This is a genomic window from Aeromonas sp. FDAARGOS 1403 (assembly GCF_019047325.1).
Taxonomy (GTDB): domain Bacteria; phylum Pseudomonadota; class Gammaproteobacteria; order Enterobacterales; family Aeromonadaceae; genus Aeromonas; species Aeromonas dhakensis.
In genome coordinates this window covers 3,449,131-3,472,403 of the sequence record NZ_CP077249.1, presented here as the reverse complement: position 1 = coordinate 3,472,403, position 23,273 = coordinate 3,449,131, and the positions used below count along the sequence as shown (strand labels likewise).

Genomic DNA, 23,273 nt, shown 5'->3' with positions numbered 1-23,273 from the left:
GGCTTTGCGCCCAATACAACAACGAGATGACAACGTCATGATGAGTACATCCCGTACCCTGCCAGAGATGGTGGGATGGGTCAGGCAGGAGGGGCTGGCGTTGAGCCTGCCCACCGACCGGCTGGCCTTTCTGATTGCAATCAAGACCCTGTCCGAAGATGAGTCGGACCTGTCGGAAGCGGCCCTGCACGATGCCTTCGGCTACGTCAGCAACGCCTTCGGCCAGATGGACGAGACCCTCACCGGTCGCGCCAACAACGCCATCAACGATCTCATTCGCCAGCAGCTGCTGTCGCGTTTCAACACCGACATGGTGGCGGGGGAGAGCCTCTATCGCCTGTCGCGTCTTGGCATGAGCATCGTCGACTTCTTTATGGATCAGCGCCAGGTCGACTCCATCAAGCTCTCCATCCTGCTCGAACACCTGGCGGCCGAGCTCGACACCGCCCGCAAGGCGGCGCTCGAGACCAACACCCGCGAGCAGTGGGATGCCGAGGTGCTGCCGCGCCTCACCTTCTCCCTGGAGGAGACGCTGGGACGCATCGATCTCACCCAGCGCGCCATGGATGAGCAGCAGAATCAGGTCAAAAACGAGATCGCGGCTCTGTTGACCCAGAACTGGGTCGATGCCATCCACAGCTGCGAAAAACTGCTGCATGAGACCGGCCAGACCCTGCGCGAGCTGCAGGATACCCTGGACGCCGCCGGCCACCGCCTGCAGGCGGGGCTGCTCAACATTCAGGAAGCGGCCCAGGGGCGCGAGGATCTGTTCCACGTCGAGGAGCTGACCCACGCCCTGCAAGGGCGGCTGGACGTCATCACCAGCTGGGGCCAGCAGTGCATCGAGCTGTGGGCCCGCTACGATAGGCACGTCCACAAGTTCATCCGCAACGCCATCGACATGGACAAGAACCGCGCCTTCAGTCAGCGGCTGCGCGAATCCATCCGCAACTTCGATCAGCACAACTGGCAGCTGCGGGTGGCCGAAGAGCCTCGTCTGCTGGAGCTGCGCGACGAGACCATCGCCATCCACGACGAGGAGGTGACCGGCGAGGTGCCCCTCGAGATGGAGTACATGGAGATGGTGGACATCAACCAGGAGCTGGCCGAGCGGATCGAGCGCTACCTGGCCCGCTACCCCGAGCAGGGTCAGCAGCTGGATCTCGCCGACGTGCTGCGAGAATACCTGCTGGACTACCCGGCCCATGCCCACTTCGATGTGGCGCGTCTTCTGATCGACCAGGCCGTGCGCCTGGGCCATGCCAGCGGCGAGCACCAGCTGCATCGTCAGCCCGCATGGAAACCCATTAACCAAGCTGGATCCAAGGTTCAGGCCTATGTCATTGATCAATACTGAGTTTCCCTTGCCGCTGCGGCTCGCAGAGGCGATTGCCAACCCCTTGTTTCCGCGCATCGACACCGCCTTGCGCTCCGGTCGCCACATCAGTGCCGACGAGTTTGAACAGCACTCGGCACTGGTGGAGTACCACCAGGAGCTGGAGATCTTCTACGGCCGCTATCAGGTTGAACTGATCAAGGCGCCGGAAGGCTTCTTCTATCTGCGCCCGCGCCCGAGCGCCGACATCGGCACCACAGTCCTCTCCGAGCTCGACATGCTGGTGGGCAAGGTACTTTGCTACCTCTACCTGAGCCCGGATCGGCTCGCCTCGGAAGGGGTGTTCGCCATGGGAGAACTGCAAGAAGAGGTGCTGAGCCTGGCTGACGAGAAGCAGCTGCTGCGGATGGTCAACAGCCGCTCCGGCGGTACCGATCTGGACAAGAAGAAGCTCTTGGAGAAGATCCGTACCTCCATGCGCCGCCTGCGCCGCCTTGGCATGATCACCGCCCTTGGCAACAGCGACAAATTTCGGGTCAACGAGTCAGTGTTCCGCTTCGCCGCGGACGTGCGCTCCGATGAGGATCCGCGCGCGGTGCAGCTGCGGATGATCCAGGAGGGGGAGGCCATCTTCCACGACGACGAAATGCCGAGCAGCGACTCGCTGTTTGATGACATCGAGGCGGACCTCGATGAAGAACAACTGGATCTGGAGGTATAAAGGTGCGAGGCAAGTTCAAATCCCTGACCATGGTCAACTGGAACGGCTTCTTCGCCCGTACCTTCGATCTCGACCAGCTGGTCACCACCCTCTCCGGCGGCAACGGGGCGGGCAAGTCCACCACCATGGCGGCCTTTATCGCGGCCCTCATCCCCGACCAGTCCCTGCTTCACTTTCGCAACACCACGGAAGCGGGCTCATCCAGCGCCTCCCGTGACAAGGGGCTCTACGGCAAGCTGCAGCGCGGCCACTGCTATTCGCTGCTGGAAGTGATGAACAGCCGCGAGCAGCGGATCTGGGTCGGCGTGCACCTGGAGCAGGTGGCCAACCGTGACAACAAGGTCAACATCACCCCGTTCGCCCTGGTGGATGTGCCGGACAATCTGGCGCCCACCGATCTGCTGCTGGAGAAGCTCGACGACGGCAAGGGCCGGGTACGTGCCTTCGCCGATCTGAAAGGGGCGGCGGCCGAGCTTGGCGCCATCAAGGTCGCCAAGTTCAATACGGTGACCGACTATCACAACTTCATGTTCGAGTTCGGCATCACCCCGAAGAAGCTGCGTGATCAAAAAGATCGCGGCAAGTTCTACCGTCTGATCGAGGCCTCCCTCTACGGCGGCATCTCCTCGTCCATCAGCCGCTCCTTGCGCGAATACCTGCTGCCGGAGAACTCCGGCGTGCGCAAGGCGTTCCAGGACATGGAGGCGGCCATCTACGAGAATCGCCGCACTCTGGAGGCGATCAAGGAGACCCAGGGCCAGCGGGATCTGTTCAAGAACCTCATTACCGAGACCACCCACTATGTGGCGGCGGATTACGTGCGCAATGCCGCCGAGAAGAACCGCCTCTCCGAGCTGGCCCTCAAGGCCCGCCAGGAGCTGGCCGGCAAGCGCCGCCTGCTGGCCGAAGAGAAGCAGCGCGCCATCTATCTGGCCGACGAGGTGGAGCAGCTCACCAATCGCGAGAAGCTGCTGACCGACGAGCTGGAGTCTGCCGCCGAGCACTTGGCCAAGGTGCTGGCCGCCGTGGCGCTGCAAAAGAAGATCGAGATGTACCGCGCCGATCTGGCGGATCTCTCTGACAAACTCGAACAGCAACAGGCGGTGGTGGAAGAGATCCACGGCCAGTTGCTGGAGGTGGAAGAGCGCAAGGAGCTGGCCCAGGCAGAAGTAGACAGCCTCAAGACCCAGCTGGCCGACTATCAGCAGGCGCTGGATATCCAGCAGACTCGCGCCATCCAGTACCGTCAGGCGGTGCAGGCCCTGGAAAACGCCCGCGAGCAGTGCGAGCTGCCGGGATTGACCGCCGAACAGGCGAGCGACACCCTGCACCAGTTCCGCGCCGCCGAGCAGAGCCTCACCAGCCGGGTGCTGGGGGCCGAGCAGCAGCTGGCGCTGGCCAAGGCGGCGGTGGCCGAGCACGAAGCGGCGCTGGCGCTGCTTTTGAACATTGCCCCCGAGACTGCGCGCGAGGCCGCCTGGCCTACCGCCCAGGCACTGCTCAAGCGTCACATCGAAGACAAGGCCCGCATCGCCCAGGGGCAGGGGCTGCGCGCCGCGCTGGCTCGCCTCGAGAAAGAGAGCGAAAGCCAGCAGGCGCTGCTGCGCTTGCGTGACGAGCTGCAGCAGGCCTCTGGCCAGCTGATCGCCAGCCAGGACGAGCTGGAGTTGTTTCTTGAGGCCCAGCGTACCCGTCAGGAGGAGCTCTCCGAGCAACAGGCGGAGGTGAACCAGCGCCGTGCCAGCCTCGAGCATCAGGGCACTCAGCTTGGCCGCGATATCGCGGAGCTCACCAAGCTGGCCCCGCGCTGGCTGAAATCCTTCGAGAAGCTCGAGCAGCTGCGCGAGCAGAGTGGGCTGCCGCTCGCCACCGCCGAAGAACTTTCTTCCGGCATGCAGAGCGTGCTCGACAAGGAGCGCGAGTTCGAGCAGGAGAGCAACCGCATCGCGGCGCAGAAACAGGCGCTGGAGCTGCAAATTCGCAACCTGCAGCTGGGGGCTGGCGAGGCAGATCCGCGCCTAGCACGCATTGCCGAGCAGGTGGGGGGCGTGCTGCTCTCCGATGTCTACGACGACATCTCCATCGACGATGCCCCTTACTACTCCGCCCTCTACGGCCCGGCTCGCAGCGCTCTGGTAGTGCTCGATCTCGAAGGCGCCATCGAGCGGCTGAAAAAGCTGGAAGATTGCCCGGAGGATATCTACCTCATCCAGGGCAACCCCGACTCCTTTGACGAGGATCTGGTGGAGGCGGACGAGCTGGGGGACGCCGTGCTGGTGCGCACCAGCAAGCGTCAGGTGCGCTTCTCCCGCTACCCCGAGCTGCCGCTGTTTGGCCGCGCCGCCCGGGAAAAACGGATCGAGCAGCTCGACCTTGAGCGCGAAGAGCTGATCGAGGGTTACGCCAAGGCCGCCTTCGAGCAGCAGAAGTACCACCGCCTCTACGGTCACTTCCGCGACTTTATCGGCCAGCATCTGGATATCGCCTTCCGCCCCGATCCGGAAGCGGAAGTGCAGGCCAAACAGGCCGAGCAGCGCAAGCTGCAAGAGACCATCGCCGAGTGCAACAAGCAGCTGACCGAGGCCAAAGCGGCCGCCGCCCAGCTGACCCGCCATATCCAGCTGGTGCAGGGCATGCTGCCCTTTGCCCACCTGTTTGCCGAGACAGAGCTGGCTGCCCGCCTCGAGGCGGCTCACGCCGATGTGGAAGCGTTGAAACAGGCCGAAGCCTTTATCGCCAAACACGGCAAGGCGCTCGAGAAGCTGGAAACCATGGTGCAGGTGCTGCGTCAGGATCCGCAGGATCTCTCTGCCCTACAGGCGGCGTTTGACGAAGCCAACGAATTGCTGGCCGAGCAGAAGCGCCGTTGCTACGCCCTCGATCAGCTGGTGGCCCGCCTGCCGCACTTTGCCTATCAGGATGCGCAAGACCTGCTGGGCAAGGCCTCCGAAATGAGCGAGCGTCTCAAAGAGAAGCTGAAAGCGGCCGAGCTTGCCGCCCGCACCGCTGGTGAGCAGCACAAGCAGATTGCCCAGCGCCACACCGAGGCGTTGCAGCTGCGCACCGCGCTCAACTCCAGCGTCGAGGCCAAGCGCCAGACCCTGACCGAGTTCGAGCAGGAGCTGGCGGCCATGGGGCTGACCCTCTCTGACGACATGGAAGAGAAGGCGCGCGCCCACAAGAAAGAGATTGAAGAGCTGCTGATCCGCACCCGTTCCCGTCGCACCAGCGCCGAGGCCCAGCTGCAGGTGACCAAGCGCGAGATCGAATCCCTCGGCGGTCGTCTCAAGCTCGAAGGCAAGGATTACTACGGCGCTCGCAAATCCCTGGTGGGTCACAAGGCGAGCTGGTCGCGGGTGGTGCGGCTGGCGCGGGAGACCGACGTCGAGAAGCGCCTCAACAAGCGCGAGCTGGCGTACCTTGACAGCGACGAGCTGCGCTCCATGTCGGACAAGGCCCTCGGCGCCCTGCGGGTGGCGGTGGCCCACGACGAGGCCCTGCGCGATGCGCTGCGACTGTCGGAGGGCAACCGCAGCACCGAGCAGAAGGTGGCCTTCTACGTGCAGGTCTACCGTTACCTGAAAGATCGCATCCGCAACGACATCATCCGCTCCGATGATCCGGTGGAGGCCATCGAGGAGATGGAGATCGAGCTGGCCCGTCTGGCCGACGAGCTCAAGCAGCGGGAAACCCATCTGTCGCTCTCCTCTCACGAGGTGGCGGCCAAGATCACCAACATCATCCGCCGCGAACAGAACCGCATCCGGGTACTCAACCAGGGCTTGCAGAACATCGCCTTCGGTCTGGTGCGCGGGGTGCGCCTCAACGTCAATATCCGCGAGGCCCACACCCGTCTGCTGACGGCGCTGGCCGATCAGACCGCCATGCACAACGATCTGTTCGCCGACAAGGAGCTCAGCTTCTCCGAGGCGATGGCCAAGCTGTTCCAGCGCCTCAACCCGCAGGTGGAGCAGGGGGATCGCAGCTATCAGGTGATGGGCGACGTGCTGCTCGACTATCGCAACTACCTGGAGCTGGAGATCGAGGTGCAGCGCGGGGCCGATGGCTGGCTGCGGGCCGAGAGCGGCGCGCTCTCTACCGGCGAGGCGATCGGTACCGGTCAGGCCATCCTCTTGATGGTGCTGATCAGCTGGGAGGAGGAGTCCCGCCGTCTGCGCGGCAAGGACATCGCTCCCTGCCGCCTGTTGTTCCTCGACGAAGCGGCCCGTCTGGATGGTAAATCCATCGCCACCCTGTTCGAGCTGTGCGAGCGGCAGGATATGCAGCTGCTTATCGCGGCGCCGGAGAACATCAGCCCCGAGAAGGGCACCACCTACAAGCTCATCCGCAAGGTGCAAGGCAAGCACGAACACGTGCATGTGGTGGGCCTGCGCGGCTTTGGCTTCGCCGATGACAAGCTCATCGCCTGACAGAGGCTGACGGACGAGGTATGAAAACGGGAGGCTTGGCCTCCCGTTTTGTTTGGAAACTATGGCAAAGTAGCGGCGCGGCCATGGCAGGCCGGCACCACGCCGGTTCGCTCATGCCCGCTACCGTTTTATTGGCATCGACAACCCCGCAGGGGAGCAAGGACAAGGCACATGGTTGAAAAGGGGCAATTTTTGCGAAAGGGGCTGCTGCTGTCGCTCACCGTGCTGCTGGCCGCCTGCAGCAGTCGCTATGACGAGAGCCACGGCGGTAGCTGGCGCGGTTATAGCGAGACGGGGCTCGCCTCCTACTACGCCGATCGCTACCACAACAAGCGCACCGCCAGCGGCGAGCCTTATCAGCGCCACGCCAACACCGCCGCCCACATGGAGTTGCCCTTCGGCGCCATGGTGCGGGTCACCAACCTCGCCAACGGCAAGAGCGTGGTGGTCAGGGTCAACGACAGGGGTAATTTCCCGCGCGGGCGCATCATCGATCTCTCCAAAGCGGCCTTCAGCGCCATCGGCAATCCCCGCGCCGGGCTTATCAAGGTCAGGGTCGAGGTAGTGAATTAGCCAGCGATCTGAAAAGGGGAGTGCCATAAATCCATATGGTACTGACTGCTCCATCAGGGACGGGTTTGATTAAGCCCGCCAGATGGCCGGCCTAATCTGCCCCCATCACTGTGACGGGAGGTTCTACAGCCCGCCAGCCCAGCTCACTCTCGTAATACTTCAGCCATATCCCCTGTCCCTTTACATTCATTTCTCCTTATCTCAAGACTGTCTCACCCTAACCCTGCCTCGCATATTGTTCCGACAAACGATGACAACAATCTCAAAAGATTGATATTTAATGCATTTTGCTGTTTTTGTTGAATTTACAAAAAAAGTTTAAAAAAAGGGAGGCCTGATGCTATCTTAGGCGCAGTAACATTTATGAGGGAGTGAGAGCGTCATGACCATTGAACGATATGCCACCGACAAGCCTTTTCCCTTTGCCGATGCAGTGAAGGCGAACGGTTTTGTCTTCCTCTCTGGCCAGGTTTCGATGACTGCCAGTGGTGAGCCGCTGTATGGTTCGGTTGCGGAGCAAACCCGGCGTATTATGCAGTCGATAGACGGGACGCTGACACGGGCGGGCGTGAGCCTAGATCAGGTCGTCAGGGTGCAAGTGTGGCTGAGTGACATGAAACACTTTGCCGAATTCAACGCTGAGTATCGCACTTGGTTTTCAAATGGCTTCCCGGCTCGCTCGGTGACTAGCAGCGCGCTGGCATTTGGGCTGGATGTGGAAGTTGAAGTCCAGGCGACCGCTTCATAGAGAGAGAATTCACATGGACATGAAACATGGCAGTCTGATCACTGCCTTGACGGCATCCCTTGACACCCTTAGAACCACTATTCCCGCCAATACCGAAGCGGTATTACATGATCTGACCAGACCCGAGGCGTCCATCATCGCCATCGTCAATGGGCATGTAAGTGGCCGCAAGAAAGGGGATGCGCTGTTATCCGGACCGGATGATGACATGGGCTTTTTGGGGCTGCTCGAGGCCTCATCCGATATCAGGCACCGCACATTCAGCGGTTATGTTTCCAAGACGGCTTCCGGGAAGCGCTTGAATAGCGCATCGACAATCTATTACGGCGAGGGTGGCACTCCATTGGTGGCATTTTGCATCAATGTCGATATGGAAACTGTCAATCAATTGAAGCGCGATCTGGATTATCTTTTCCTGCCAGCCGGCATGGAAGAAGGGCTGGGTGGCAGGACGAGCAATATATCCATCCAGACGTTGGATGATGTGTTGCAGAGATATCGGCAGACAGGCTCAGAGAACAAGATTGACTTCAGAAGGCGCGTCGTATCAGACATTCATGGCATGGGGTTTTTCAAGATAAAAGGTAGTGTCAACCATGTCGCCAGAATGTTGGGGGTGACGCGATACACGATTTACAACTACCTGGAGAAATGCGATGAAGAGTAGTAGCTCGATAAAGATCCCCTTCTATCAAGTGGATGCGTTTACCTCTCAGCCTTTTGGCGGTAATCCGGCCGGGGTATGTCCTCTTGAGACGTGGCTGGATGATGAAGTGCTCCAGGCAATCGCCATTGAAAACAATTTGTCCGAGACTGCTTTCTTTATCCCGGCAGAGGATGGTTATCACTTGCGCTGGTTTACACCGGGGGTCGAAGTCGATTTGTGTGGGCATGCGACTCTGGCCGCGGCCTGGGTGCTTTTTAACAAGCTGGACCATGCTGGTGAGCGCATTCATTTTCACACCCGCAGCGGACTTCTTACCGTGACCCGCTCAGGCCATGAATACTGCATGGACTTTCCTGCCAAGGCGGTGACTCAGATAACGCCTCCATCGGGATTGTTGGCTTCACTCGGTATAGAAGAAGGGATCGTTGGGGTATGGCAATCTGATGATCTGATCGTGCTGGTGGATGACAGGCAGATCATCGACAGACTGGCCCCGGATTTCAATACGCTGGTGCAGTTTGATACCCGCGGTGTCATTGTGACGGCGGCCGATGAACGCTTCGATTTTGTCTCTCGCTGGTTTGGCCCTCAGGTTGGCGTCAACGAAGATCCGGTGACCGGCTCTGCGCATACCTTCTTGGCGCCGTTCTGGGCAGCACGAACAGGAAAGAAAGAGCTAATTGCCCAGCAAGGGGGGGCGCGCAAGGGCACATTGCGTTGTCTGGTACGGGATGACGGTCGCGTGGAGTTGTATGGTGAGGCTCGCATGACGATCGAAGGCTTCTTCCTGCTGTAGTGGTTCCAAACGCCTTATTACCTTGCCCTATCGGAGGCGGATGACGAGCGCTATCTGCTGGCGCGGTGCAAGAGGGAGTGGGTCAACGAGATAGGCCAGATGATAGAGGGGCATCACGCTCTGCGTTCCCGGCAAGATTCCCCCTTTGCCCTTGTGGAGCTCTTTCTCCGGGCCCCGACATCGTCGACTTCTCTCTTGGCATGGTGTGCGAGACACTCCTTCAACTCCCTGCTGATGTTTTGCCGCTAAGGAGCAGGTTATAAAGAGAGACGTCATTCACAGGGAGGATCAGAACATGACTGACAAGCGCGCCATTCAGGCAGCGGCCATCCCCGAGCACAAGGCAAAGTCCCTTTATCCGGAGCCCTTTGCCTCCTTGGTCAAGCACCGCACCCGGCGCAGGCTGGGGGATCATTTCGGCCTCACCAATTTCGGGGTCAATTTGACGACCCTGGCACCGGGGGCCATCTCGGCGCTCAAGCACCATCACGGCCTGCAGGACGAGTTCGTCTATGTGCTCTCGGGCAATCCCACCCTGCGCCACGGGGAGGAGGAGTACCGGATGTCGCCAGGGGAGTGCATCGGCTTCAAGGGTGGCAGCGGCCTGGCCCACCAGTTGCTCAACCACGGTGAAGTGGACGCCGTCTATCTCGAGGTGGGGGACAGGCTACCAGGGGACACCGTCGACTATCCCGATGACGATCTGGCCCTGATACAGGGTGCCGATGGCGGCTGGTTAGCCAGACACAAGGATGGCAGCCCCTACTAGGGGCGCCTCTTCGCGCAATGAGAGAGACTTCCATGGTGTTCAGCCCCTTTTCTGCTGTCAGGGCAGAGGATTTTCTGCCGCTGCTCAACGACGAGACGCTGCGAAAGCACCTGATCCCTCACCCGCTTTTCGATGTGGCCGGGGTGTGCGACTGGATGGCGTACAAGCTGAGAGTCGACGCCCGGCCAGGCTGCCGCGTGCGTGCCATCTTCCTCGACGGCACCCTGGTGGGGTGGTGCGGCATCCAGCCCGATGACGAGGGGGTGGAGCTTGCCATTGTGCTCGCCAGGGCCGGCTGGGGAAGCGGCGTGGCGATTTTCAACGAGATGATGGGGTGGGCGAGGGAGCTTGGCCATCGGACGATCCTCTTTCACCTGCTGGATACCCGCCCGCCTTACCGCTCCCTCGCCAGACGGGCCATCTGGGTGAGGAAAACACGCCAGGGCGAACACCCTTTCACCACCTATTGCCTTGATGTTGAATCCTGGTCTGCAGACCCTTAGCCAGGGGGTAGCAAGCCGTGCCGCCTCCTAGCGGGTAACATTGACACCCTTTGCGCAATAATCCCTCCCGCTCGTTTGTTCCTCTGTGCACTGCGTGGTGAACACTGTGTTCATTCTGCCCCCCTATATGGCCCCCACCGTCCTGCCTACACTGGGCAACTTCTGATGGGGGTGCATCCGGCACTATAAATAGCTGTCCAGGCTGCACTCTCTAGTGTGTTGACGATGTAAAACGGAGAAGGATGGATGAAAAAAGAGACAGACAAACTGGTGTCTATCGCCGTGCTGAAGGCCCGCACTGGCATGAGAGAGCAACTGCGCCGCGAGCTGCTCAAGCTTATTGCGCCGACGCGGCGCGAGCCGGGCAACCTCGATTACGTGTTGTTTGAATTGCAGGAGGAGCCGGGCACCTTCTACATGCGCGAGGCGTTCGTCAATCAGGCCGCGCTGGACAGTCACTGCCAGACGGACTATTTCCAGGCCTTTGCTGCCAAGGCCGAGGCTTTACTGGCAGAGCCGCTGCAGCTGATTTTTATGGAGGAGGTGAGCCTCCCTTAAACCCATCGGGCCCAAGGTTGGCCCGATTTCTTCCCATGTCAGGTGCCGCACCGGACGCTATCCCCCGTCATCTCCCCCTTGACTTGATTTCCTGCATCCTCCGACGAGGGACGTCTCATCACACTTATGCCACCTGTTTGTACCCGCAACCTTTTCATCTCCAGATTGTTTAGTAAGATACCCAAATGAAAATCAATTTTGGGGCCAATCCCCGCAACATCGTTACCATCGCGGGGGCTGTGATGGGGGCATTGGTCGTCATGGCGCCGAACAGAGCAGAGGGATGAGATGGAGATAACACTGGCAGGGATCCCGCCAAGTGAGTTTGAACAGCGCTTTGCGGCCGTCAAGGAGGGGATCTTTCCCTATGTCGAGGCAGTGTTTGGCTGGGATGAGGAGATGCAGCGCGCGCGGTTGACCAGCGAATATGAGCCGCACTGGTTCTCGTGGATCCTGGCAGGGGGCGAGCGAGTCGGCCTGCTCTGCTGCAAGCCATACGAGGATGCGCTGCACGTCCATCTGCTGATCATTTTCCCTCGCCATCAGGGCCGGCAGCTTGGTTCTGCCGTCATGGCGCAGCTGCAACGGGAAGCGGCATGTGAGGGGAGACTCCGGGTGACCCTGTCGAGTTTTACCGCCAATCAGGGGGCGCTGCGGTTTTATCGGCGCCTCGGTTATCAGGTGGTGGCGGAGGAGCCGGCGTTCGTCTCCTTGTCCCGGCCGGTGACGAGGGAAGAGTCATGGGGTGCCCATGGTTGAGGGAGCGTATTGATGGCAAGGCTGGATATTTTAACGGTTCCCGACCCCAGGTTGAGAGTCAAGGCCGAGCGGGTTGAGGATATTGCGGCCGTGCAAGGCCTGATCGATGACATGCTGGAGACCCTCTATGCCACCGACAATGGTATTGGTCTGGCCGCCACGCAAGTGGGGCGCAAGGAGGCCATCGTCATCATTGACCTGTCGGAAAAACGGGATCAGCCGCTGGTATTGATCAATCCGCAAGTGATAAGCGGCACTGACCCAGCGCTTGGCCAAGAGGGGTGTCTGTCCGTTCCCGATTATTACGCCGACGTCGAACGTTACAGCACAGTGGTGGTGTCGGCAGTGGATCGTCATGGCGCCCCGATCACGGTAAAGAGCAGCGATTTCCTGGCCATCGTGATGCAGCATGAGATCGATCACCTGCAGGGAAATCTGTTTATCGATTATCTCTCGCCGCTCAAGCGCACTATGGCGTTGAAGAAGGTAAAAAAGCACCTCAAGGCGACATGACGCGATATTTCATGCGGCACGTTACATAACCATTTGATTATCTGCACAGGATGACGGGGTAACCATGTACAAGGTTGGTATTGTTTTATTTGATGATTTCACCGATGTGGATTTTTTCTTGATGTATGACCTGCTTGGGAGAAGCAAAGATAGCTGGTCGGTGAAAATACTGGGAACCAAACCGGAGCATGGCTCTGCACTGGGTATCAACGTAAAGACGGATGGACATGTGACGGAAGCCCGTGATCAGGATGTGGTGCTGATCACCAGCGGGCAGCGTGGCATCCCTGCCGCGCTGCAGGACCATGAGTTCATGTCCGCGTTGCGACTGGAGCCGCAGCGGCAGCTGATTGGATCAATATGCGCAGGTTCATTCATATTGCATGAACTGGGTTTGCTGAAGGGAAAGAAATTGACAACCAACCCTGCAGCCAAAGCCCGGTTGCTGGAGATGGGGGGAGATGTTCAAGACTCTCCCCTGGTCGTGCAAGGAAATATTGCAACGGCAGGCGGCTGCCTCTCCTTGGTTTATTTGATTGGCTGGGTGGCCGAACGATGTTTTGGTCCGGAGAAGCGCAGGTTGATCCAGTCTCAACTTATACCTGCCGGACAAATGGAAATCTTCGAAAAACTGATATCTTCCACCATCAGAGATGCCGAGAGTGCATTTGACTGATGTCATCCAATGCTCCTGAGCTCGGTTCAGACCATGACAAGCAAGCGCTATGACAAGGATGGTGAATGAACCTCGAGTTCAACAGGGTCAATCTGGCCCGTGACTATGAGTTTTGTGTGGCAGCGCGCCGGGACGCCTATGTGTGCAGCTTCCATCGCGACGACGGATTTGACGCGTTCCTGGCGGGCTATCGGGAACGGATGACGACGAGGCTGACCAGCCGGGAGTGGCATTATCTGCATGTATGGCGTGGTGGCGAAATAGTAGGGCAGCTGGAATTTCGTACCTCTTCATCCGAGCCGGATAGCGGCTATGTTCACCTGATCTATTTGACGCCGCAGGCGCGCGGACAGGGCCTGGCCGCATTGCTGCTCCAGCACGTTGCCCACACAATGCAGCAGGCCGGTTGCCGGCGGGCAGTGCTGTCGGTCAGCCGCCTCAACCTGCGTGCGCTGCGTTTCTATCGACGCTGTGGGTGGCACTATCTTGGGCCAAACCCAAAGCATGCCGAGACAGATTTTTATGAATACCGGTTGCCGGACCCGGCTTGAAACTGGTCAAGCGACCTGAGCCGAATACGGTGGGAGCGCATCCGCGCCCTGCAGGACGACGATATGACAGGGCAGGCTGCAAGCCACTGAAGGAGATGAAATGAACAAGGTGCGGTGGGCTGTTGGTGGGAAAGGCAAAGCGCCGGGGAAAATGGCGCTTCGCTGGGGGAGTATGGTGCTGGTGTCGCTGCTGGGCTGGCTGCTGGCTATGATGCCGGCCCACGCCGAGGAGCCGCAGCTCGGCGCCGAGTATCAGCCCCTGGTGCAGCGGGTGATCGATGCCGCCAAGGCGCGTGATCAGCAGGCGCTGGCCCGCCAGATCAAGTACCCCTTCAAGCGAGAGTACCCCATCCCCGCCATCAAGAGCCCGGCCGAGATGCTGGCCCGTTTCGACGAGGTGTTTGATGACGCCATTTTAAACAGCATCGCCAGCTCCCGGGCCGGGCAGGATTGGCAGGCCATGGGTTGGCGCGGCATCATGCTTGGCAATGGCGAGGTGTGGCTGGATTTCGATGGCAAGGTGATCGGCATCAATCATCAGACGGCGCAGGCAGCAAAACGCAAAGCTGAGCTTGTCGCCAAACAGAAAAGCGATCTTTATCCCGGCCTGCGGGAGTACAAACGCCCCGCGCTGATGTGGCAGACCGAGAAATTTACCATTCGCATCGACGAGTTGGGGGATGGCCGCTATCGCTACGCCTCCTGGGCCAAGGGCAAGGCGCTCAGCGACAAGCCGGACCTGGTGCTGAAAAATGGCACTGTCAGGGTGGAAGGCACAGGAGGCAACCACACCTATCTATTCACCAGCGGCCCTTACCGCTACGAGTGCGCCGTGACCGTTTTGGGGGAGCAGGGCATGCCGCCGGGTGAGCTGGTGGTCTATCAGAACGAGGTCGCCATCATGCACCAGCCTGTGATCAAGGTACTCTGAGACTCCGAGCGTTCAACGCGCAGCCCTGTGCGGTGGTCATCTGCAACGGGCTGACGGTATTAGCCCTGCGGCATCCTGACCCCCTTGTCGAGGTAGAGGCTGCTGTAGTGAGCGCGATGGGTGACGAACATCACCTGATGACGGCTGCCATCGGAGAGGATGATGAAATCACCGGCCTGGGCGGGGCTGTGCAGGCTGATCTCATGTTCGGGGGCGGTCAGCTTGTCGACCTCCTCCTTGAAGGTGAGGGTGTAAGAATACATAGGGTGCTCCACTGCAGGACCTTATACAGACACGCCTCAAAGGTAGTTGCTGCCGCCCGGCTCTGCGGCGCCCAAGCGGCACCCGTGTACCATTTAATTTACCGGCCACGGCGGGCTCGCTATCTTATGGAAAGCGGCCTGCGGTATGTGCAAACACAGTCGGCAGGCCAGGGTTATCAGCCATCGTCAGGAGCAAGTCATGACAGAGCCAGCTGCACAGTGGAAACCCGAGTTGGTGCGTATTGCCGCCTTCTCTTCTGGGGAGACGGGAGGCAACCCGGCTGGGGTCTGGCTTGGTGCTCAGCTGCCCGCTACCGAGGAGATGCAGCGCATCGCCGCCGAGGTGGGTTTTTCAGAGACGGCCTTTGCTGCGCCGCTCGTCATCGCCGATGGGCCGGCCGGGACGGCGGCGCCGCAGTGGCGGGTGCGTTACTTCTCTCCACTGGCCGAGGTGCCTTTTTGCGGCCATGCCACCATTGCCCTTGGGGTGGCGCTGGGCCGCCGGGTTGGTCCTGGTGAGTATGGGTTGCAGCTCAATCAGGCCACCATTTCGGTCTCGAGCTGGCTGGATGGGGAAGGGGAGTGGCAGGCGGCATTGCAGTCACCGCCCACTCGCAGCAAGCCCGCTCCCGCCGCGCTGGTAAGAGATGCGCTGGCGCTGTTTGGTTATACCCAGGCAGATCTGGATCCCCGCATTCCGCCGGCCCTTATCCATGGCGGCGCCGATCACCTGGTGCTGGCCCTCAACAGCCGCACGGCCCTGGCGGCCATGCACTACGAGATGGCCGCGGGGCGCGCCCTGATGCAGCAAGAGGGGCTGGTCACCATCTTGCTGGTTCACGCCGCCCGCGAGCAGCTGTTTCATACCCGCAACCCCTTTGCCTATGGTGGCGTCTATGAAGATCCCGCCACCGGCGCGGCCACCGCAGCCTTTGCCGGTTACCTGCGGGACCTGCACTGGCCCCATGGTGGCATCATCGATCTCTTGCAAGGGGAGGAGATGGGGATGGCGTCGCACCTGCACGCCGAGATCCCCCCCGAGCCCGGCAGTTCAATCCGGGTATTTGGCCGGGCCCGTCTGATGTAACCCAGCCAATAAAAAAACCGCCATCAGGCGGTTTTTTTATTCTGCCGGCCCTTATTTCAGGGCTTTCTTCAGCTTCTTGATCTTGCTCTCGTGCTTGGCAATTTTCTCGAGGCGGGTGGCGATCTTCTTCTTGATCTCTTTCTTGCTGACTTTGGCCATCTGGCGTGCTCCTTTTGCAATGATGACACTCGCGGTGTCGGGGTAGGTCAGTCCATGAACCCCCAGAGTGCCACAGGGTAGCTGATGACACCAACCTTTCGCTCAAAATAACGGCAGACAGCATGCCGGCGTAGGGCCTTGTGCTGCGACGCTACGAAGCCAGAACAGGGTCGCTGCAGGGCAATTGGCAGCCATAAAAAAAGCGCCCCGCGGGGCGCTCTTGCTATCGGTGCGTGAGGGCGATCAGGCCTTTTTCAGGTAGGCGGCGACCAGCACGATCTGCACGCCGTTGACCTTGCCTTCGATGTGCAGCGGGTTGTTGGTGAGGCGGATGCCCTTCACCAGGGTGCCGCGCTTGGCGGTGAAACCCGCTCCCTTGACGTCCAGATCCTTGATCAGGGTCACCGAGTCACCTTCGACCAGTACGGCGCCGTTGGAGTCGACGGTCGGTACGCTGTCGTCATCCTCGCTGGCCAGGCCGGCTTCGGCCCAGGCCTTGGTCTCGTCTTCCATGTACATCATGTCCAGCATGTCCTGGGCCCACACCTCGCCCTGGGCGGAGAGGTTCTTCAGCTGGCGCCACGCCATGACCTGTACCGCAGGGACCTGGCTCCACATGCTGTCGCCCAGGCAGCGCCAGTGGTTGACCACTGTGGTTTCTGGCTGCTCCAGCTGGCCACGGCAGGTGTCGCACAGGGCAACGCTGTGATCATCATCGCTGGCCGGAGAGTGGGGGACCGCGAAGGCAGTCAGCGCCTGTTCGGCACCGCACAGTTCACACTTGGCGCCCGCGCGCGCTTGCAGGATGGCATTGATGGTCATGTTTTGGTTCCATTCACGTTGGTAAAATGGCCCGCGCTGGGCAGGCCAAGATAATGAAGGGGCGGAATATACCACAAAACCCCGCTCTTTGTCAGGCTAAGCCCCGCCGCAGGCCTATGGCGGGCCGGAGGGATTAACCGAAGGGACTCTCTTTGCCTGTGCTGAAGCTGGGGGATAGTGGCACACCCATGCCGGTGCAGCATGGATGAGAGTGCTTTTTGGCGCGGGATCGCTAGAATGAGCCTCCATTTTGACGGCAGAACAGGGGCGCGCGTGCTGGCTCAACGTTTTCAACAACTGGATCGACTGCTGAGCGAAGCCCGGCACTGGTGGCAATACCAACCCTATCATCACCTTGACCTCGCCTTTGCCAAGACGGCGCCGGCTCTGGCCGCGCGGCTCAATGCCCTGTCGCTGGCCGAGATTGAGCGGCTCGATGGCGACATGCCTGCCCTGTGCGAGCTGCTGGCCCCCTGGATCCCGCAGGGCTCGGCGCTGCATGCCCTGAGTGCGTTGCCGACCCTGACGGGCGAACCCATCCCGTGCGAGCGGACCATGGCGATGTACATGCCGGGGCGCAAGCAGGCCCAGATTGAAGCCTTCACCGCCTGCCTGCCCGCCCATCGCGGCCCCTATCTGGAGTGGTGTGCAGGCAAGGGCCACCTGGGGCGGCTGGTCTCCCTGCACCGTCAGGCCGAGGTGCTAAGCCTGGAGCTGCAGGCGCCCCTGTGCGAAGAGGGGCGCCAGCTGGCCGCCCGTGACGGCGCCCGGATGGCATTTGTCTGTGCCGATGCCTTCGCCGATGAGACCGCCCAGCTGATTGCACCGGCCCATCACGCCATGGCGCTGCACGCCTGCGGCGAGCTGCACACCCATCTGATTGAACAGGTGGCGGCGCGCGGTGCCGAGGGGGTGACCCTCTCCCCCTGCTGTTATCACCTGATCCGCACCAGTCACTACCGCCCGCTCTCCGGCCCGGCCAAGACCAGTGTGCTGCAGCTTGCCAAGAGCGATCTGAAGCTGCCGCTGCAGGAGACGGTCACCGGCGGCGCCCGCATCGCTCGCCTGCGCGAGCAAGAGGTGGCCTGGCGGCTGGCCTTTGACTGCCTGCAGCGCCAGGTGCGCGGGGTGGATGAGTATCTGCCGGTGCCCAACATGCAAAAGAGCCTGCTGACCGGTACCTTCGAGGATTTCTGTGGTTGGGCCGCCGAGCGAAAGGGGCTGTTGTTGCCGGCCGGCCTCGACTACGCCGGGTTTCTGGCAAAAGGGGAGGCGCGTTATGGCGATGTCGCCCGCATGGAGCTGGTGCGTCACCTGTTTCGCCGTCCGCTGGAGCTTTGGCTGGTGCTGGATCGCGCCCTCTTCCTGCAAGAGCAGGGCTACCGGGTGGAGGTGGGGGAGTTTTGCGACAAACCCATGACCCCCCGCAATATCCTGATCCGCGCGGTGCGCACGCCAGAAAGATAAGCGGCGGGCCCCGTCGTTGCGGGGTCTGTTGCAGCGGCTTGCTGTTTACCCTGATGTCGCCGATTGGGGCGTTTGTTTCGTTGAAAGAGCGGTTTTTCCGCTCTTTTTTCATTTTTCTTCGGTTTATTTTCATATATCCGGCCGCCGCGTCAAAACATCGGTTCACAATGCATTTTATGGTGGCCTGCCGGCAGAGTGAATTGGCTCACAGATTCGGCATAATTCTTAATTCTCATCGTGAATTTAGTGGCTGGTAATATTACTCTCGAGGCGACTCTTATCCCGACGTTATTCTGACATAAGGACTGTCTGTTATGTTCAAGCCTACACATTGTGCCTGGCTGGTTGCGGCTGCCTGCGCATTGCCAAGTCATGCCATGAATATTCAACCCGATCCACAAAATGCCGGTGGATATATGATTTCCGCGCCGGATCTAGCGGCGGTTGAAAAAGCCAAGACGGCCAATCCCATGTACGGGATCTGGGCAAAGGCGTTGGCGACACGTTCCAATACCATTGTCGATGCCATCAAACCGAGGGCAGCCAGCAATCCGGATAACGTCAAACGGGTCGAGCGGGTATTCACCGAATCGGACTGGGATTATTTAACCCAGATGGCGGCGCCAGAATATACCTACGAGCGTTTCTTGCGGGCGGTCGGTAAATTCCCGGCTTTTTGCGGCGAATATACCGATGGTCGCGATGCCGATGCCATCTGCAAAAAATCCATCATCACCGCCTTTGCCCATTTCGCTCAGGAGACCGGCGGCCACATTGCCAAGGAGAATATCTCCGACAACCCGCTGGCACTGGAGGAGTGGCAACAGGCGCTGGTGCACGTGCGCGAGATGGGCTGGTCGGAGGGGCAGACCGGCTACACCACAGGCTGCGGCCAAAACGACTGGCAGAACAAGAAGTGGCCCTGCAGCACAGGGCAGGGTTATTTCGGTCGCGGCGCCAAGCAGCTCTCCTATCACTTCAACTACGGCGCCTTCTCCGAGGCGATGTTTGACGGCGATGCGTCCGTGCTGCTGAACAACCCCGGGCTGGTGGCGGACTCCTGGCTCAACCTCGCCTCCGCCATCTGGTTCTTCCTGACCCCGCAGGCCCCCAAGCCCGCTATGTTGCACGTGATTGACCGCACCTGGGTGCCCTCCCAGCGCGAGATCGCCGCCGGTATCGGCTACGGCTTTGGCACCACCATCAACGTCATCAACGGCGGCATCGAGTGCGGCGAGCAGAACAAGGACAAGGGTCAGCCGGTCAACCGCATCCGCTACTGGGAAGGGTTGGCCAAGCATTACGAGATCCCGGTCAAAGCCGACGAGAAGAACACCTGCTGGCAGCAGACTCCCTATGGCAGCCTCAACCTCAACGGCGCCACCGACGTGCTCTACACCAACTGGGATGGCAACTGGAAATACTACCCCGACAGACCCGGTGGCTACTCGTTCGAGTGTGAGCTGGTGGGGTTCCAGACCGCCTACTCGGCGCTGGTGCCAGGAGATTACGAGAAGTGCGTGACCAACTTCTACGGCTCCCACGCCAACTGGCCCAAGGTGCGAGTGGTGGCCAAGCTGGATCCTGCGCCGGTTGATCCGACCGATCCCCCGGTGGGCGATGTACCTGCCTGGAGTGCCAGCAAGGTCTATACCGCGGGCAATCAGGTGAGCTACAAGGGGGCCATCTATCAGGCCAAGTGGTGGACCCAGGGCAATGAACCGGGCAAGGGGGATCCCTGGGTGCTGGTGCCGGCGAAATAAAGCAAAGCGGCCTGTACCAATTCGCTAGGCGGTTGATAACAGCCTTTCAAGCTAATGCGGGGGACATATTGTCCCCCTTTCAATATCCGACATGGAAAAATTGAGCTTGCATTTAATTTGGCAAGAGAGGGCGATACTCCGGCCCTTATCACTTATATGAGGGCCCAGTGAGGGGGATAATAACCGACAGTCACCGATGCTGATGCAGGAAGTAGTCATCTATATCGGACTGACTCATTTTTTATCTTGGGGGGCGTCAGCTGAACTTTATTCAGTTTGGCATTGATGATGTGTTGCCTTATTGAACTGCCCCTTGTTTTATCCATCAGGCATGCCTCACCCAGTCGATATTTTATCGGGCAATGACATGCAAGAGTTAAAAGGATTGGCCGCCATCCCGCCATGGAATATCACTGCGCAAATGAGTCAACATCAGGGAGCAACCCCATTTTCACTATTGCCGTGCATGTCGAAATCCCGCTGACTGAGGTCGGGGAGGGCATCAAGGTGGCCAAATTTCAGGACCCGGAAGGCAACCGGATTGCATTGCAGGAGCGCTGGTTACCGGCCTCGTGAGTCATCTCGCAGCCGGTTTTGTGATGGGAATGGTGGCTGACGAGGGCGCAACATGGTACTCATCTGATCCGGCACTGGCGACAATGACACGGTCAGGTCAGCGACGACAAGCGACAACAAGACGCAAGGAGGAGTGATGAAGGGACATTGTCTGTGTGGCGGGATTGAGGTCTTGGCCGGCGATCACCAGGAGGTGGGGTTGTGTCACTGCAGCACCTGTCGGCGCTGGTCGGGCGGCCCGCTGTTTGCGGTGCACTGCGGCAAGGAGGTGCACTTTAGCGGGCTCACCCCGGTGGCCTATCGCTCCTCGGAGTGGGCGGAGCGGGGCTTTTGTCCCACCTGCGGCACCCACCTTTTCTATCACCTGTTGCCGACGGATGAGTACATAGTGTCGGCCGGCCTGTTTCAAAACGAATCTTTCCAATTGGCGAGCCAGATCTTCATCGACGAGAAGCCCGATTTCTACGAGCTCAAAAACGAGACACCTACCCTGACCGGTCAGCAGGTGTTTGAACAGTTTGCGCCCAAGCCGTGAGCGTGGGGCGAGGTAGCGTGAGCATCGGCCGCAATCAAAGGAACAGACCATGCAATTGGTAGTGATGCGCCACGGGCAAACCCCGGCCAATGCCGAGGAGCGCTATCAGGGGGCGCTGGATATCGGTCTGAGCGACACGGGGGTGGCCCAGATCAGCGCGCAGGCAAAGATGCTGGTCTTGGCGCAGGCCCCGTTTCAGCGGCTGCTGAGCTCCTCCTTGCTGCGGGCACGGCAAAGTGCGGCCCTGGTGGCGGACGAGCTGGCGTTGCCGGTGACGCTCGCCCCCGCGTTTCGTGAGCGCCATGTCGGGGTGTTCGAGGGGCTGACCCAGCAAGAGGCGAGGGAGAGCTACCCTGCACTGTGGGCCCGCAACATCACCCGGCGCTGGGCCGAGGCGCCGCCCGGCGGCGAATCGCTGGACGAAGTCATTGCCCGGGTCGGGCAGGGACTGGCGGAACTGGCGCAGAGTTGCCATCAGGAGCGGGTGTTGCTGGTGGCGCACGGCGTGGTGGCCAAGGTGATCCGGGCGCTGACCGTGGCGGGTTTTGACGACTTCTTCGAGTGGCAGCTGGCCAACGGGGCCCTGCTGGAGGTGTCGCTGGCATGTGACGACGCTGGCGGGCCGCTGCGTTTCTTTGCCCGGCCGGGCAGTGAACATGGTCTCGCTACCTTGAATTGAGGAAGGCGCCAGGCCTGATGATTGTCTATCAGGCTTGGCGTCGCCTATCAGGGGGAATCTGGCAGCGCCTTCCTTGAGCAGTTGCGCCCCTGTTTCTTGGCCAGATAGAGGGCGGTATCGGCCCGGCGCACCATGCGCTCCACCGTATCCTGCGGGCCCAGACTGGCACTGATGCCGACGCTGATGGTGAGCGGCACCTCGGTGCCTGCGCCCAGCTGATGCAGCTGCGACTCGACGGCGAGGCGGATCCGCTCCGCACTGGCCCAGGCCAGCTCCAGCGAGGTTTCCGGCAGTAGCACGATGAACTCCTCGCCGCCCCAGCGGCCCAGCATGTCTACCTCCCGCAGCTGTTTGGCAACCCGCTTGACCAGGCTGAGGATGGCCTGATCGCCCTGTTGATGGCCATAGGTGTCGTTGATCTGCTTGAAGTGATCGATGTCGATCAGCAGCAGGCTCATGGTGTGACTGAAGCGCTGGCAGCGCTGCATCTCCAGCTTGACCAGTTCATCGAAGCGGCGCCGGTTGGCGATCCCGGTGAGGGGATCCGTGGTGGCCGCCACCTTGAGTTCCTCCACCAGCTTGGCCCGCTCCGAGATGTCCCGCAGGATGGCGGTCATCTCGGTGGTCTGGCCCAGGTTGATCTTGGCGATGGTCACTTCCAGCGGAAATTCGCTGCCGTCGCGGCGCAGCCCCATCACGGAGGCGCGGGCATGCATGGGACGCGAGTTGATGGGGGAGTTGCTGAACGCCTTGAAATAGCCGTCGTGGTTGGCCCGAAAGCGCTGGGGCAGCAGGGTCTCCAGCCGTTTGCCGAGGTAGCTTTCGTCCACCCCGAACATCTCGCAGGCGGCGGTGTTGATAAGTTCGATGCGCGACTCGCTGCTGACGCTGATGATGCCGTCATAGGCGGAGTTGACCACCGCCTCGAAGCGCTTGCGGCTCATCTTGAGCGCCTCTTCCAGCTGCTTTTTGGCGGTGATGTCGATGGCGGTGACCATGATGCGGGTGATGCGGGACTGCTCGGGAATGATGGGGGAGATGACGAAGCGCCACCAGCTGGTGCGCGACAGGGTGTCGATGGGCAGCTCGCTCTCAAGCCCCGTCAGCTGGCTCACACACTCGTGCATCGGCTGCTCTATGCTGCCGGTGATGTAGCGGGGAAACATCTCGCCCAGGCGCTTGCCGATGCAGCCCAGCACATCCAGCTCGAAGGCCTGGGCAAAGGTGTCGTTGGCGGAGATGAGGGTAAAGCGATCGTCCTTGTCGAGGGAAAACACCGCGACGGCGGCACCGATGGCATCGAGAGAGGACTTGATATCGGCGTGGGAACCCTGTGTGAACATGCAACCTCCATGGCGAATAACATATTGATATTCAGTATAGTGCGGCCG

At 60.4% G+C, this 23,273-nt stretch carries 23 protein-coding genes; 20 read left to right on the top strand and 3 right to left on the bottom strand.

Going from position 1 to position 23,273, the window contains the following annotated elements; translation table 11 throughout:
* Window positions 1–37 precede the first annotated feature (37 nt).
* From mukF to I6L33_RS16090, 15 genes are all read left to right on the top strand, one after another.
* Window positions 38–1,357: a chromosome partition protein MukF gene (mukF, locus tag I6L33_RS16160; RefSeq protein ID WP_216972919.1), complete on the top strand. Its 1,320-nt coding sequence runs from the start codon at window positions 38–40 to the stop codon at window positions 1,355–1,357.
* Window positions 1,338–2,057: a chromosome partition protein MukE gene (mukE, locus tag I6L33_RS16155; RefSeq protein ID WP_005300522.1), complete on the top strand. Its 720-nt coding sequence runs from the start codon at window positions 1,338–1,340 to the stop codon at window positions 2,055–2,057. The genes mukF and mukE overlap by 20 nt, the downstream gene beginning before the upstream one ends.
* A 2-nt stretch (window positions 2,058–2,059) precedes the next feature.
* Window positions 2,060–6,487 carry a chromosome partition protein MukB gene (gene mukB / locus I6L33_RS16150; RefSeq protein WP_216972918.1) on the top strand — a complete coding sequence of 1,476 codons (4,428 nt, stop codon included), beginning with the start codon at window positions 2,060–2,062 and terminating at the stop codon, window positions 6,485–6,487.
* Between the two features lie 171 nt (window positions 6,488–6,658).
* Window positions 6,659–7,060 (top strand): septal ring lytic transglycosylase RlpA family protein, encoded by a 402-nt coding sequence (locus I6L33_RS16145; protein WP_168967602.1) that lies wholly within the window; start codon window positions 6,659–6,661, stop codon window positions 7,058–7,060.
* A gap of 382 nt (window positions 7,061–7,442) precedes the next feature.
* Window positions 7,443–7,808, top strand: coding sequence for a RidA family protein (locus I6L33_RS16140; RefSeq protein WP_017787994.1), 366 nt, complete (start codon window positions 7,443–7,445; stop codon window positions 7,806–7,808).
* Between the two features lie 13 nt (window positions 7,809–7,821).
* A complete protein-coding gene (locus I6L33_RS16135) occupies window positions 7,822–8,475 on the top strand; it encodes a transcriptional regulator (protein WP_017787995.1) in 654 nt (217 codons plus the stop codon).
* A complete protein-coding gene (locus tag I6L33_RS16130) occupies window positions 8,465–9,271 on the top strand; it encodes a PhzF family phenazine biosynthesis protein (protein WP_017787996.1) in 807 nt (268 codons plus the stop codon). Before I6L33_RS16135 ends, I6L33_RS16130 begins: the two co-directional genes overlap by 11 nt.
* A 295-nt stretch (window positions 9,272–9,566) precedes the next feature.
* Window positions 9,567–10,040, top strand: a complete 474-nt coding sequence (locus I6L33_RS16125; RefSeq protein ID WP_216972917.1) for a cupin domain-containing protein — start codon at window positions 9,567–9,569, stop codon at window positions 10,038–10,040.
* Between the two features lie 17 nt (window positions 10,041–10,057).
* Entirely contained in the window at window positions 10,058–10,543 is a 486-nt protein-coding gene (locus I6L33_RS16120; protein ID WP_216972916.1) for a GNAT family N-acetyltransferase, read from the top strand.
* A 246-nt stretch (window positions 10,544–10,789) separates the two neighbouring features.
* On the top strand, window positions 10,790–11,101 hold the full coding sequence (locus I6L33_RS16115; protein ID WP_021465549.1) for a putative quinol monooxygenase: 312 nt from the start codon (window positions 10,790–10,792) through the stop codon (window positions 11,099–11,101).
* 288 nt (window positions 11,102–11,389) lie between these two features.
* Entirely contained in the window at window positions 11,390–11,860 is a 471-nt protein-coding gene (locus I6L33_RS16110; protein WP_216972915.1) for an N-acetyltransferase, read from the top strand.
* A gap of 12 nt (window positions 11,861–11,872) precedes the next feature.
* The gene (def, locus tag I6L33_RS16105; protein ID WP_216972914.1) at window positions 11,873–12,373 is read left to right on the top strand and encodes a peptide deformylase; all 501 of its coding nucleotides are present in this window, start codon (window positions 11,873–11,875) and stop codon (window positions 12,371–12,373) included.
* 64 nt (window positions 12,374–12,437) lie between these two features.
* Entirely contained in the window at window positions 12,438–13,049 is a 612-nt protein-coding gene (locus I6L33_RS16100) for a DJ-1/PfpI family protein (RefSeq protein ID WP_017788002.1), read from the top strand.
* 65 nt (window positions 13,050–13,114) lie between these two features.
* The gene (locus I6L33_RS16095) at window positions 13,115–13,600 is read left to right on the top strand and encodes a GNAT family N-acetyltransferase (RefSeq protein WP_017788003.1); all 486 of its coding nucleotides are present in this window, start codon (window positions 13,115–13,117) and stop codon (window positions 13,598–13,600) included.
* A 100-nt stretch (window positions 13,601–13,700) separates the two neighbouring features.
* The gene (locus I6L33_RS16090) at window positions 13,701–14,531 is read left to right on the top strand and encodes a hypothetical protein (RefSeq protein WP_216972913.1); all 831 of its coding nucleotides are present in this window, start codon (window positions 13,701–13,703) and stop codon (window positions 14,529–14,531) included.
* A 59-nt stretch (window positions 14,532–14,590) separates the two neighbouring features.
* On the opposite strand, the gene I6L33_RS16085 is transcribed toward I6L33_RS16090, so the two are convergent.
* Window positions 14,591–14,794, bottom strand: a complete 204-nt coding sequence (locus I6L33_RS16085) for a hypothetical protein (protein WP_005300545.1) — start codon at window positions 14,792–14,794, stop codon at window positions 14,591–14,593.
* 199 nt (window positions 14,795–14,993) lie between these two features.
* On the opposite strand from I6L33_RS16085, the gene I6L33_RS16080 reads away from it, so the two are divergent.
* Window positions 14,994–15,881: a PhzF family phenazine biosynthesis protein gene (locus I6L33_RS16080; RefSeq protein WP_216972912.1), complete on the top strand. Its 888-nt coding sequence runs from the start codon at window positions 14,994–14,996 to the stop codon at window positions 15,879–15,881.
* Between the two features lie 402 nt (window positions 15,882–16,283).
* Here I6L33_RS16080 and I6L33_RS16075 read toward each other — a convergent pair whose 3' ends face one another.
* Window positions 16,284–16,862 (bottom strand): alkylphosphonate utilization protein, encoded by a 579-nt coding sequence (locus I6L33_RS16075; RefSeq protein WP_019838775.1) that lies wholly within the window; start codon window positions 16,860–16,862, stop codon window positions 16,284–16,286.
* 237 nt (window positions 16,863–17,099) lie between these two features.
* Between I6L33_RS16075 and I6L33_RS16070 the strand changes: the two genes are divergently transcribed.
* From I6L33_RS16070 to I6L33_RS16055, 4 genes are all read left to right on the top strand, one after another.
* A complete protein-coding gene (locus tag I6L33_RS16070) occupies window positions 17,100–18,329 on the top strand; it encodes a methyltransferase (protein ID WP_216972911.1) in 1,230 nt (409 codons plus the stop codon).
* Window positions 18,330–18,643: 314 nt separating this feature from the next.
* Window positions 18,644–20,092 (top strand): chitinase, encoded by a 1,449-nt coding sequence (locus tag I6L33_RS16065; protein WP_216972910.1) that lies wholly within the window; start codon window positions 18,644–18,646, stop codon window positions 20,090–20,092.
* Between the two features lie 712 nt (window positions 20,093–20,804).
* Entirely contained in the window at window positions 20,805–21,203 is a 399-nt protein-coding gene (locus I6L33_RS16060) for a GFA family protein (RefSeq protein WP_216972909.1), read from the top strand.
* A gap of 49 nt (window positions 21,204–21,252) precedes the next feature.
* Entirely contained in the window at window positions 21,253–21,882 is a 630-nt protein-coding gene (locus tag I6L33_RS16055) for a histidine phosphatase family protein (protein WP_216972908.1), read from the top strand.
* Between the two features lie 47 nt (window positions 21,883–21,929).
* Here I6L33_RS16055 and I6L33_RS16050 read toward each other — a convergent pair whose 3' ends face one another.
* The gene (locus I6L33_RS16050) at window positions 21,930–23,225 is read right to left on the bottom strand and encodes a diguanylate cyclase (RefSeq protein WP_216972907.1); all 1,296 of its coding nucleotides are present in this window, start codon (window positions 23,223–23,225) and stop codon (window positions 21,930–21,932) included.
* Window positions 23,226–23,273: the final 48 nt, after the last annotated feature.

Coding starts and splice junctions, on each gene's coding strand:
- I6L33_RS16090 (WP_216972913.1), top strand. CDS start 13,701: ATGAACAAGGTGCGGTGGGCTGTTGGTGGGAAAGGCAAAGCGCCGGGG.
- I6L33_RS16125 (WP_216972917.1), top strand. CDS start 9,567: ATGACTGACAAGCGCGCCATTCAGGCAGCGGCCATCCCCGAGCACAAG.
- I6L33_RS16130 (WP_017787996.1), top strand. CDS start 8,465: ATGAAGAGTAGTAGCTCGATAAAGATCCCCTTCTATCAAGTGGATGCG.
- mukF (WP_216972919.1), top strand. CDS start 38: ATGATGAGTACATCCCGTACCCTGCCAGAGATGGTGGGATGGGTCAGG.
- I6L33_RS16080 (WP_216972912.1), top strand. CDS start 14,994: ATGACAGAGCCAGCTGCACAGTGGAAACCCGAGTTGGTGCGTATTGCC.
- I6L33_RS16110 (WP_216972915.1), top strand. CDS start 11,390: ATGGAGATAACACTGGCAGGGATCCCGCCAAGTGAGTTTGAACAGCGC.
- I6L33_RS16075 (WP_019838775.1), bottom strand. CDS start 16,862: ATGACCATCAATGCCATCCTGCAAGCGCGCGCGGGCGCCAAGTGTGAA.
- I6L33_RS16145 (WP_168967602.1), top strand. CDS start 6,659: ATGGTTGAAAAGGGGCAATTTTTGCGAAAGGGGCTGCTGCTGTCGCTC.
- I6L33_RS16065 (WP_216972910.1), top strand. CDS start 18,644: ATGTTCAAGCCTACACATTGTGCCTGGCTGGTTGCGGCTGCCTGCGCA.
- I6L33_RS16055 (WP_216972908.1), top strand. CDS start 21,253: ATGCAATTGGTAGTGATGCGCCACGGGCAAACCCCGGCCAATGCCGAG.
- mukE (WP_005300522.1), top strand. CDS start 1,338: ATGTCATTGATCAATACTGAGTTTCCCTTGCCGCTGCGGCTCGCAGAG.
- I6L33_RS16095 (WP_017788003.1), top strand. CDS start 13,115: ATGAACCTCGAGTTCAACAGGGTCAATCTGGCCCGTGACTATGAGTTT.
- def (WP_216972914.1), top strand. CDS start 11,873: ATGGCAAGGCTGGATATTTTAACGGTTCCCGACCCCAGGTTGAGAGTC.
- I6L33_RS16115 (WP_021465549.1), top strand. CDS start 10,790: ATGAAAAAAGAGACAGACAAACTGGTGTCTATCGCCGTGCTGAAGGCC.
- I6L33_RS16140 (WP_017787994.1), top strand. CDS start 7,443: ATGACCATTGAACGATATGCCACCGACAAGCCTTTTCCCTTTGCCGAT.
- I6L33_RS16135 (WP_017787995.1), top strand. CDS start 7,822: ATGGACATGAAACATGGCAGTCTGATCACTGCCTTGACGGCATCCCTT.
- I6L33_RS16085 (WP_005300545.1), bottom strand. CDS start 14,794: ATGTATTCTTACACCCTCACCTTCAAGGAGGAGGTCGACAAGCTGACC.
- I6L33_RS16070 (WP_216972911.1), top strand. CDS start 17,100: ATGAGCCTCCATTTTGACGGCAGAACAGGGGCGCGCGTGCTGGCTCAA.
- I6L33_RS16100 (WP_017788002.1), top strand. CDS start 12,438: ATGTACAAGGTTGGTATTGTTTTATTTGATGATTTCACCGATGTGGAT.
- I6L33_RS16120 (WP_216972916.1), top strand. CDS start 10,058: ATGAGAGAGACTTCCATGGTGTTCAGCCCCTTTTCTGCTGTCAGGGCA.
- I6L33_RS16060 (WP_216972909.1), top strand. CDS start 20,805: ATGAAGGGACATTGTCTGTGTGGCGGGATTGAGGTCTTGGCCGGCGAT.
- I6L33_RS16050 (WP_216972907.1), bottom strand. CDS start 23,225: ATGTTCACACAGGGTTCCCACGCCGATATCAAGTCCTCTCTCGATGCC.